The following is an 8,763-nucleotide window of genomic DNA, read 5'->3' on the forward strand; positions in this document are numbered from 1 at the left end:
TCTCGGGCGGCCAGCGCCAGCGCGTGGCCATGGGTCGCGCCATCGTGCGCGATCCGCAGGTGTTCCTCTTCGACGAACCGCTCTCCAACCTCGATGCCAAGCTGCGCGTGCAGATGCGCACCGAGATCAAGGAACTGCACCAGCGCCTCAAGACCACTTCCATCTATGTCACCCACGACCAGATCGAAGCCATGACCATGGCTGACCAGATCGTGGTCATGCGCGATGGCCTGGTGGAACAGCGCGGCCGTCCGCTGGACTTGTACGACCATCCGGCCAACCTGTTCGTGGCCGGCTTCATTGGCTCTCCTGCAATGAATTTCATCCCTGCCACCCTGCGCCGCAACGGTGGCGGGGGCGCAGCCGAGGTGGAGTTCGCCGATGGTACCCGCGTACCAGCGCCCTATGGCAGCGCCCTGCAGGGCAACGACGGGCAGAAGGTCACCTACGGCGTGCGTCCCGAGCACCTCTCCATCGGTGCGGCCGGGCAAGGCATTGCCACCAAGGTCATCGTGGTGGAACCGACCGGGGCCGATACCGAAGTGTTCTCGCGCTTCGGCGAGACCAGCCTCACCTCGATCTTCCGCGAGCGCCATGATTTCGGCGCGGGCGACGTGATCCACCTGGTTCCCGACCACAGCCGTACGCACCTGTTTGACGCCGAATCGGGCAAGTCGCTGGCGGCCCGCTGATCCAACGCACCATCACTGCAGTAACCCAAGCACCACCCGTAGCGCAGCATCACAAGAAAAAGAGTCCATCCGCAAGAACAGCCGTTCGAGAGCGGTCCAATTCGACTTTCAACCGAAGGAGTAGGAGACATGAGCAAGCTGACACGACGCGAATTCCTGGTCACCAGCGCTGCTGCCGCAGCCGCGTCAAGCATGGGCGTGAACGCCTTTGCCGCAGGCCCCGGCGCGGCCGGTGCCGACAGCATCAAGTACCCCATCGAACAGGGCGCGACCCTGCGCATCCTGCGCTGGAAGCGTTTCGTCCAGGGCGATGAAGACCTGTGGAACGCCAACGTCAAGAAATTCACAGAACTGACCGGCGTAGCCGTGCGTACCGACAGCGAAGGCTGGGAAGACGTGCGCCCGAAGTCGGCCGTGGCCGCCAACGTGGGCAGCGGTCCGGACATCGTGCTGGGCTGGTTCGACGATCCGCAGCAGTACCCGACCAAGCTGATCGACATGACCGACCTGGCCGATTCGCTGGGCAAGCGCTATGGCGGCTGGTACGACGTCTGCCGCAAGTACGGCACCAAGGACGGCAAGTGGATCGCCCTGCCGCTGGGCGTGATCGGCAATGCCCTGGTCTATCGCGAAAGCCAGATCAAGGCCGCCGGCTTCGATGCCATTCCCAAGGACACGGCCGGCTTCCTCAAGCTGTGCCAGGCCTTGAAGGCCAAGGACACTCCGGTCGGCTTCGCCCTGGGCAAGGCCGTCGGTGACGCCAACAACTGGGCACACTGGCTGCTGTGGTCGCATGGCGGCAAGCTGGTGGACAAGAACGGCCAGGTCGCCATCAACTCGGCCGAGACCCGCGCCGCGCTGGAATACGCCAAGCAGCTCTATGCCACCTTCGTGCCCGGCACCCTGTCGTGGCAGGATCCATCCAACAACAAGGCCTACCTGGATGGCCAGATCAGCCTCACGGCCAACGGTATCTCGGTGTATTACGCCGCCAAGAACTCGCAGGATCCCAAGCTGCAGGACATCGCCAAGGATACCCAGCACGCGCACTTCCCGGTCGGCCCGGCCGGCAAGCCCACCGAGCTGATGCAGATCACGCAGATGATGGTGTTCAAGCACACCAAGTTTCCCAATGCGGCCAAGGCCTTCGTGCAATTCATGTTCGAGCCGGACCAGTACAACCCGTGGATGAAGGCCTCCATCGGCTACGTCAGCCAGCCGCTGAAGGCCTACGAGAAGAACCCGGTCTGGACCGACGACCCGAAGGCCACGGTGTACCGCGACTCGGCCTCGCTGATGCTGGACCATGGCCACGAGGGCCCGCTGGGACAGGCCTCGGCGGCCTGCATGGCGGACTACGTGGTGGTGGACATGGTGGCCGAGGCCGCCTCGGGCGCCAAGACCGTGCAGCAGGCGATCGACCGCGCAGCCGAACGCGCCAAGCGGTATTACAAGACCTGATGGCAGCAGCCTGAACGTCAGCAAGGCGGGTCCGGGTTCCCTCGGGACAGCGGGCAAAGGGGCAGGTTGTCAGGGCCTGCCGACCCGGTCCCGCCGCGCTGGCGCATCGCGACGCGTCACATCCGTACTGGCCGCAGGCCTGGCTTGCAGCCCTTTCATCGAGGCACATCATGCTATCCCGATTCCTGAACAACCGTAACGTACTGGGCATGCTGTTCATGGCCCCGGCCGTGATCCTGCTGGTGGTGTTCCTGACCTACCCGCTGGGCCTGGGCATCTGGCTGGGCTTCACCGATACCAAGATCGGCGGCGAAGGCAGCTTCATCGGCCTGGACAACTACACTTACCTGGCCGGCGATTCGCTGGCGCAGCTGTCGCTGTTCAATACCGTGTTCTACACGGTCAGCGCCAGCATCCTGAAATTCGCACTGGGCCTGTGGCTGGCCATCCTGCTCAACAAGAACGTGCCGCTGAAGACCTTCTTCCGCGCCATCGTGCTGTTGCCCTGGATCGTGCCGACCGCCCTGTCGGCCCTGGCCTTCTGGTGGCTGTATGACGCACAGTTCTCCGTCATCAGCTGGGCCCTGCACAAGATGGGCCTGATCGACCGCTACATCGACTTCCTGGGTGACCCGTGGAATGCGCGCTGGTCCACCGTCTTTGCCAACGTCTGGCGCGGCATTCCCTTCGTGGCGATCTCGCTGCTGGCGGGCCTGCAGACGATCTCGCCGTCGCTGTATGAGGCGGCCGCCATCGACGGTGCCACGCCCTGGCAGCAGTTCCGCCATGTCACGCTGCCCTTGCTCACGCCCATCATTGCGGTGGTGATGACCTTCTCGGTGCTGTTCACCTTCACCGACTTCCAGCTGATCTATGTGCTCACGCGTGGCGGTCCGCTCAATGCGACGCACCTGATGGCCACGCTCTCCTTCCAGCGCGCCATTCCGGGCGGTGCCCTGGGTGAAGGCGCGGCACTGGCAACCTACATGATTCCCTTCCTGCTGGCAGCGATCATGTTCTCGTATTTCGGCCTGCAACGTCGCGGCTGGCAACAAGGAGGTGACAAATAATGGCCAAGAAAAAAGACGACCAGCAGGAAACCCAGGGCATGGATTTCCTGCAATCGACACCGCGCCGCTGGGTGACGATCTACATTCCGCTGCTGATCTTCCTGTTCGTGCTGCTGTTCCCGTTCTACTGGATGGTGATCACGGCCTTCAAGCCGGACAATGAATTGCTCTCGCAGACCGGCAACCCCTTCTGGGTGGTTGCCCCGACGCTGGCGCACTTCAAGAAGCTGCTGTTCCAGACCCAGTATCCGGCCTGGCTGCTCAACACCGTGATCGTGTCGGTGGTATCGACCTTCGCCTCGCTGGCGGCCAGCGTCTTTGCTGCCTATGCGATCGAACGCCTGCGCTTCCAGGGCTCCAAGCAGGTCGGCCTGGGCATCTTCCTGGCCTACCTGATCCCGCCCTCGATCCTGTTCATTCCGCTGGCGGCGATCGTGTTCAAGCTGGGGCTGTTCGATACGCGCTGGGCGCTGATCCTGACCTATCCGACCTTCCTGATCCCGTTCTGCACCTGGTTGCTGATGGGCTACTTCCGCTCGATTCCCTATGAGCTGGAAGAGTGCGCGCTCATCGATGGTGCTACGCGCTGGGAGATCCTGGTCAAGATCATCCTGCCGCTGGCGGTGCCGGGCTTGATCTCGGCGGGCATCTTTGCCTTCACGCTGTCGTGGAACGAATTCATCTATGCGCTGACTTTCATCTCCTCCTCCGAGGTGAAGACGGTGCCGGTGGGGATCGTCACCGAGCTGGTGGAAGGCGACGTCTATCACTGGGGCGCACTGATGGCCGGGGCGCTGCTGGGCTCGCTGCCGGTGGCGGTGGTGTATTCGTTCTTTGTGGAGTATTACGTGTCGGGGATGACGGGGGCGGTGAAAGAGTAGCCTCCCTCCGCTTCCGCCTGCGATGAAACGGCACCCTCAGGGGTGCCGTTTTTTTGCCTGCCATCAACACCAGATGCAAAGGTCAGGTGAAGTCAGGATTGCAAGGTGCGTGCTCGTTGCAAGCGCAACACGCTTGGCTTTCAACCAGAGCTCATCAGCGGTTAAGATCGCGGTGACGCGTCGCGTCAGCCATGAAGAAACGGCATCCTGCTCCGGATGCCAGTTCGATCCAACAATAACGAAAAACGTAAAGGGAAGGGCAACATGGAATTCACTTATCACAATATCCTGCTGGACAACGGGACCTACACCAAGCCAGATACCATTCTTCTGCAGGATCACCCCCAGGCGATCTCGGCGAGGAAAGTGCTGAATCTGGCCTTTCCCGGCAACCGCCGCAATTACCGGATCATCGACCTGGGATGCCTGGAAGGTGGCTACACGGTGGAATTTGCCCGCATGGGATTTGAATCCATCGGGCTGGAGGTACGGGAGGAAAACTTTGCGTGCTGCAATTACGTGAAGCAGAACCTGAACCTGCAGAACCTCCATTTCGTCAAGGACACGGCCTGGAATCTGGATCGCTACGGTCCTTTCGATGCCTCGTTCTGCTGCGGTCTGCTGTATCACTTCGACAAACCCCGCGCCTTCCTGGAAAAGCTGGCGCGTCACACCAAGAAGGTGATGATCCTGCAGACGCACTTTTCCACATCACTGGAAGATGGCGTGAAGTATTACAGCCTCTCCCCCATGCAGGTCAATGAAGGCCTCAACGGTCGCTGGTACCACGAGTTCCATCCCAGCACGCCCTACGAGGAGCGCGAAAAACTGCGCTGGGCGTCCTATGAGAACGATCGTTCCTTCTGGATACAGAAGGAACATCTGCTCGGACTGATCCACGACCTGGGCTTCACCACGGTGTTTGAACAGTACGACAACTGGGCCCCCAACATGGGAGAAAACCTGGAGAAGAACTACGCCGGCACGCTGCGCAGTACCTTCGTGGGCATTCGCGATCTGTAAGCCGCAACCGTAAAAAAATCCCCGCGTTGTGCAGACGCGGGGATCATTGATAGCCCGGCAGATGCCGGACCATCGCTCACTACTGCTGCTCACTACTGCTTGGCCAGCGGCGCACTCCCCGCCTCCACCGTCTTCTTCTCCGGCAACTGCTTGCGCACCTTGGCCACATCGGACGCGTTCACCGAAGACGCCTGGTTACCCCAGCTGCTACGGATGAAGGTGACCACATCGGCCACTTCCTGGTCCGACAGGCGGCTGGCAAAGCCCGGCATGGCGAATTGCGTCGGGGCCTTGTGGGTCCACGGCATTTCGGCACCCTCCAGCACGATGCGGATCAGCGAAGCCGGGTTCTCGGCATTGACCGTCGGCGACAACGCCAGGGTCGGGAAGGTTTCTTCATATCCCTTGCCGCTGCTGCGGTGGCAGGCCGCGCAGTTGTTCAGGAAGGCCATGGCGCCCGGACTCTGGTCGCTGCCTTTGCGCAAGGCCTGGTGGGTCTTGTCGTCATAGGCCAGCGCTGGCGTGCCCTCCTTCACCGCCTTCAAGGACTTCAGGTACTTGGCCATGGCCGAGAGATCTTCCCCGGTCATGTACTGGGTACTGTTGGCGACCACATCGGCCATGCCGCCAAAAGCAGCGGAATGGCTGTTGCGGCCAGTCTTGAGGAAGGCCACGATATCGGCCTCGCTCCAGTTGCCCAGACCGTCGCGGGCGTCGCCGCGCAGGTTGTTGGCCAGGTAGCCGTCGATCACGCCACCGGAGAGGAACTGGCTGCTGTCATTGGACAGCGCCTTCTCCTGCATGCCCACGCCGCGCGGGGTATGGCAGGCGCCACAGTGGCCCAGGCCTTCGACCAGGTATTGGCCGCGGACCAGAGGACTGTTGTCCTCCGGACCATCGGCCGCCACTGCCGGCGCGAACACCTTGCGCCACACCGACAACGGCCAGCGCATCGACAGGGGCCAGGTGATGTCCACACCGCGATTGGGTGCGGGATCGGCCTGGACGCCCTGCATGAAGTAGGCATAGAGCGCCTTCACGTCGGCCGGCTTGACTTTGGCGTAGGAGGGATACGGCATGGCCGGATAGAGCGACGCGCCATCCTTGCGGATGCCGTGACGCAGCGCACGGTCGAAATCCTCTTCGCTGTAGCTGCCGATGCCGTGGTCCTTGTCCGGCGTGATGTTGGACGAATACACCGTGCCGATGGGCGTGGCAATGGGCAAGCCACCCGCAAAGGGCTTGCCGCCCTTGGCGGTGTGGCAGGCCACGCAGTCACCAGCCTTGGCCAGGTACTCGCCACGCTGCACCAGCTGCTGGTCGGCCGAGGGAGCGGCGGCATTGCTCTGCGCTGCTGCGGTGAAGGCGGACAGCGACATGACGGCCGCACAGGCGGCGATGAAATAATGCTTGATCATGATGGTCGTCATCCTTATGCCTGCACCAGCGGGCCGGGGTTTTTCAGATACTGATCACGGATGGCCTTGGCGGAGTGATACGCCAGCGCCGTGACCAGCCCGGTCGGGTTGTAGCCCATGTTCTGCGGGAAGGCGCAAGCGCCGTAGACGAACACGTTGGGCACATCCCAGCTTTGCAGGTACTTGTTGACCACGCTGTTCTTGGGCGTCGTGCCCATGATGGCGCCCCCGGTCAGGTGGGTCGATTGATAGATCCGCGTATCCCACGACGAGCCGGTCTTGCGTACCGCCTTGACGACCTTCTCCGGATTCATGGCCTGGCCGACCTTCTCCATCTCGCCGGCGATGTAGGTCAGCATCTTGCCTTCGTTCTCCTTCCAGTTCAGGGTCATGCGCAAGAGCGGCTGGCCATTGGCATCCTTGTAGGTCGGATCCAGCGACAGGTAGCAATCGCGATACGCCATCACCGAACCGGACATGCCGATGGTGAGCGTGCGCTGGTAGGCATCCTGCACGCTGGCCTTCCATTCCGAACCCCAGTTGGGGACCTTCTCGCCCGGCATGGTGCCGGCCTGCTTGATGGGACGGCCGCCATAGCGCACGTGACGAATCGAGGCACCGCCGATGAAGCCCAGCGCACCGTGATCGAACTGGTCGGCGTTGAGGTCGTCCATGCCCACGCCACCGGCACCGGTGCCGATGAAGGGATTGAACTGCGTGCCCTTGGGCATGACCACGTTGATGCCGCCGTTGTACTGGTAGGCAAAGTTCTTGCCCACCACGCCTTCACCGGAGACCGGGTCATAGGGCTTGCCGATGCCCGAGAGCAGCAGCAGGCGCACGTTGTGGGTCTGGAAGGCGGTCAGCAGGACCAGGTCGGCGGGCTGTTCGACTTCGCGGCCCTGGGCGTCGATGTAGGTGACGCCGGTGGCGCGCTTGCCGGAGGCATCCAGGTTGACCTTGATGACCTGGGCCTTGGTGCGCACCTCGAAGTTCTTGCGCTTCAACAGCACCGGCAGGATGGTGGTCTGCGGCGATGCCTTGGAATACATGTAGCAGCCGTAGTTTTCGCAGAAGCCGCAGTAATTGCAGGGGCCGATGCGCACGCCATACGGATTGGTGAAGGGCTGCGAAGCATTGGCCGCGGGGGCCGGATAAGGGTGGTAGCCGACGTCACGCATGGCCTTCTCGACCAGCGAAGCGCTGTACTGGTACTGCAGCGGCGGGGTCGGGAATTCATCGCTGCGTTCGCCTTCCAGCGGATTGCCGCCGGCCACGATCTTGCCCTTGAGATTGCCGGCCTTGCCGGAAACCGCCATGACCTTTTCCGAGAAATCGTAGAAGGGCTCCAGCTCCTTGTAGGTCACGCCATGGTCCTGGATGGTCATGTCCTCGGGGATGAATTTCTTGCCGTATTTCTGCTCGTGGTGCGTGCGCATTTCCAGCTCTTCGGGCAGGTTGCGGTACATCATGCCGTTCCAGTGGAAACCGGCACCGCCCACGCCATCGCCCAGCAGGAAGGAACCATGCTGGCGGTAGGGCACGGCCACATCCGAGAGCGTATGACGAATCGTCACGGTCTCGCGCGAGAGGTCCTGGAACAGCGCGCCGCGCACGGAGTATTTCAGTTCATCGACTGCCTTCGGATAAGGCGTGTCGGTGTTGGTGTCACGCATGTCGCCGCGTTCCAGCGCCAGCACGTTCAGGCCGGCTTCGGTGAGCTCCATGCCCATGATGGAGCCGGTCCAGCCCAGGCCCACCATCACTACATCCACTTTGTCTTTTTTGATAGCCATGATCAGCCCTTCTCTCCCAGAATCGACACGGGGCCGTATGGATATTTGACGTTGTATTGATCGACCCAGTCGGCGTAATCGGCGCGCGCACCGGGGAAGCCGACCATCTTCCAGCCGCCCATCTTCTGGTTGCCGCCGTACATCGGGTCGGCAAAATAGCCTTCCTTGGTATTGCCCAGCATGAAGCTGAAAAAGGTCTTGGCGGGCACGGTATCGAAAGCGATCTTGCCGCCTTCCATCATCTTGAGCACGTCCAGCTGCTTGGCCTTGTCGAGTTCGGCGAAGACCTTGCCATGGTTCTTGCTGCACCAGTCATTGCAGGCAGCGATGCCCTGGCGGTAGATGTCGCGCGGCACCAGCGAGAGCTGGTAGCCCAGTTCGGGCACGCTGTCCGGATGGAAGGGGCCTTGCATGTACCACAG

At 62.0% G+C, this 8,763-nt stretch carries 8 protein-coding genes; 5 read left to right on the forward strand and 3 right to left on the reverse strand.

The features are described 5' to 3' along the window. The 5 genes from B3873_RS09260 to B3873_RS09280 form a co-directional block, all read left to right on the forward strand. Positions 1-692: ABC transporter ATP-binding protein (locus tag B3873_RS09260; protein ID WP_286865469.1), on the forward strand; the 692-nt coding region annotated here is incomplete at its 5' end. Positions 693-821: 129 nt separating this feature from the next. Next, positions 822-2,153: an ABC transporter substrate-binding protein gene (locus B3873_RS09265; protein ID WP_121045161.1), complete on the forward strand. Its 1,332-nt coding sequence runs from the start codon at positions 822-824 to the stop codon at positions 2,151-2,153. Positions 2,154-2,323: 170 nt separating this feature from the next. Continuing rightward, positions 2,324-3,223, forward strand: a complete 900-nt coding sequence (locus tag B3873_RS09270) for a carbohydrate ABC transporter permease (RefSeq protein WP_039784562.1) — start codon at positions 2,324-2,326, stop codon at positions 3,221-3,223. Then, the gene (locus B3873_RS09275) at positions 3,223-4,104 is read left to right on the forward strand and encodes a carbohydrate ABC transporter permease (protein ID WP_039784561.1); all 882 of its coding nucleotides are present in this window, start codon (positions 3,223-3,225) and stop codon (positions 4,102-4,104) included. Before B3873_RS09270 ends, B3873_RS09275 begins: the two co-directional genes overlap by 1 nt. Positions 4,105-4,368: 264 nt before the next feature. After that, positions 4,369-5,127: a class I SAM-dependent methyltransferase gene (locus B3873_RS09280; protein ID WP_034330406.1), complete on the forward strand. Its 759-nt coding sequence runs from the start codon at positions 4,369-4,371 to the stop codon at positions 5,125-5,127. A gap of 92 nt (positions 5,128-5,219) precedes the next feature. Here B3873_RS09280 and B3873_RS09285 read toward each other — a convergent pair whose 3' ends face one another. From B3873_RS09285 to B3873_RS09295, 3 genes are all read right to left on the reverse strand, one after another. Continuing rightward, a complete protein-coding gene (locus B3873_RS09285) occupies positions 5,220-6,545 on the reverse strand; it encodes a cytochrome c (RefSeq protein WP_286865480.1) in 1,326 nt (441 codons plus the stop codon). A 14-nt stretch (positions 6,546-6,559) separates the two neighbouring features. Continuing rightward, complete coding sequence (locus B3873_RS09290; protein WP_286865475.1) at positions 6,560-8,341, reverse strand: GMC family oxidoreductase; 1,782 nt, start codon at positions 8,339-8,341, stop codon at positions 6,560-6,562. A 2-nt stretch (positions 8,342-8,343) separates the two neighbouring features. Further along, positions 8,344-8,763 (reverse strand): gluconate 2-dehydrogenase subunit 3 family protein (locus B3873_RS09295; RefSeq protein WP_286865477.1); only part of this gene is annotated, 420 nt, incomplete at its 5' end.

Source organism: Herbaspirillum sp. UBA812, from assembly GCF_002296545.1.
Lineage (GTDB): Bacteria > Pseudomonadota > Gammaproteobacteria > Burkholderiales > Burkholderiaceae_D > Herbaspirillum > Herbaspirillum huttiense.

What these genes read in the sequence shown, in the direction of transcription:
- B3873_RS09290 (WP_286865475.1), bottom strand. Translation starts at nt 8,341, where the DNA reads ATGGCTATCAAAAAAGACAAAGTGGATGTAGTGATGGTGGGCCTGGGC.
- B3873_RS09275 (WP_039784561.1), top strand. Translation starts at nt 3,223, where the DNA reads ATGGCCAAGAAAAAAGACGACCAGCAGGAAACCCAGGGCATGGATTTC.
- B3873_RS09270 (WP_039784562.1), top strand. Translation starts at nt 2,324, where the DNA reads ATGCTATCCCGATTCCTGAACAACCGTAACGTACTGGGCATGCTGTTC.
- B3873_RS09265 (WP_121045161.1), top strand. Translation starts at nt 822, where the DNA reads ATGAGCAAGCTGACACGACGCGAATTCCTGGTCACCAGCGCTGCTGCC.
- B3873_RS09280 (WP_034330406.1), top strand. Translation starts at nt 4,369, where the DNA reads ATGGAATTCACTTATCACAATATCCTGCTGGACAACGGGACCTACACC.
- B3873_RS09285 (WP_286865480.1), bottom strand. Translation starts at nt 6,545, where the DNA reads ATGATCAAGCATTATTTCATCGCCGCCTGTGCGGCCGTCATGTCGCTG.